The sequence below is a fragment of the Marinomonas shanghaiensis genome, from assembly GCF_003259175.1.
GTDB classification, from domain to species: Bacteria; Pseudomonadota; Gammaproteobacteria; order Pseudomonadales; family Marinomonadaceae; genus Marinomonas; species Marinomonas shanghaiensis.
On the sequence record NZ_QGOK01000039.1, the window covers coordinates 1 to 1,009 of the forward strand.

The 1,009-nt window shown below is 44.9% G+C and carries 2 protein-coding genes; both read left to right on the forward strand.

Translation table 11 applies throughout. The annotated features are described in order from the left end of the window. Window positions 1–139: 139 nt before the first annotated feature. Window positions 140–535, forward strand: a complete 396-nt coding sequence (locus tag DKT73_RS19730) for a nucleotidyltransferase domain-containing protein (protein WP_198666678.1) — start codon at window positions 140–142, stop codon at window positions 533–535. A 9-nt stretch (window positions 536–544) separates the two neighbouring features. Next, window positions 545–973 carry a type VII toxin-antitoxin system HepT family RNase toxin gene (gene hepT / locus DKT73_RS19735; RefSeq protein WP_111640238.1) on the forward strand — a complete coding sequence of 143 codons (429 nt, stop codon included), beginning with the start codon at window positions 545–547 and terminating at the stop codon, window positions 971–973. The last annotated feature ends 36 nt before the right edge of the window (window positions 974–1,009 follow it).

A 1,009-nucleotide genomic window follows, 5' to 3' on the forward strand; every position in this document is an offset into this window, starting at 1 on the left:
CCCAACGACAACCGTCCAACGCCGGATAACGGTCGTTCCTCTATATCCATTGCTATCCCCAAATGGTTGTCTAACATTGACTCCCTCATAATAAACCGTATATTCCAATGGCAAAGACGAAACAAAAAAGGCCGCTCCATTGCAACAACCGAAAGAAGTGATTGAAATCGTAAAAGAACTCGCCAGTCATGACGATAGGATTACCGCGCTCTGGCTTTATGGTTCCAGGAGCAATGGATTGGCTCACGCAGACAGTGATTATGATTTTGCCGTCCTATTCAGTGATTACATAAGCGATCCTTTAGATCGTCGTCTAAGGCCTGAATTGCTTGCATTGGATTGGGCAAAACTACTCGGTGTAAAAGAAAGCCTAATCAGCGTCATAGACATCCAAATTGCCCCGATCCCGCTTGCTATGAACGCCATTTCAGGGCAACAGCTTTGCTGCAACAACCACAGCGCTCGTTTAATCGCCGAAGGTGTTATCATGTCCAAGGCAGAAATAGACTACCACTACCATCTAACACACTATTAAGGCTCAACAATGGCTGACTCTTACTACCTATCTTCGGTACGTCAAAATACCAAAGTATATAAAGCAGAGCTAGAAGAGCTCCGCCAAATACTACAAACTCGAAACCTAAGCACGTTTGAATATCGAGCATGCGAGCGTAGTTTGCAAATAAGCATTGAAGTGGCGATAGGCGTTGCCAAACATTGGGCAAAAATCGCCAGAGGAACGTCTCCCGTAGATGCTTACCAGTCATTTGAAGTGCTCTCCCAGCAAGGCTTTATACCATTAGAGAAACTCATCAACTGGCGTAAAGTCATCGGGCTAAGAAACGCCTTAGTACACGACTACCTAAACATAGACCCCACTATTGTTCGATCCGTCATTACCAACCAATATTATCAAGACATCTTCGACTTTATAGACACAGGACTCATCGAACTTGAAAAAAATACCCCGTAGGTCTTGTAGGTCAGATGAGACGAGGCACGAGGCGTA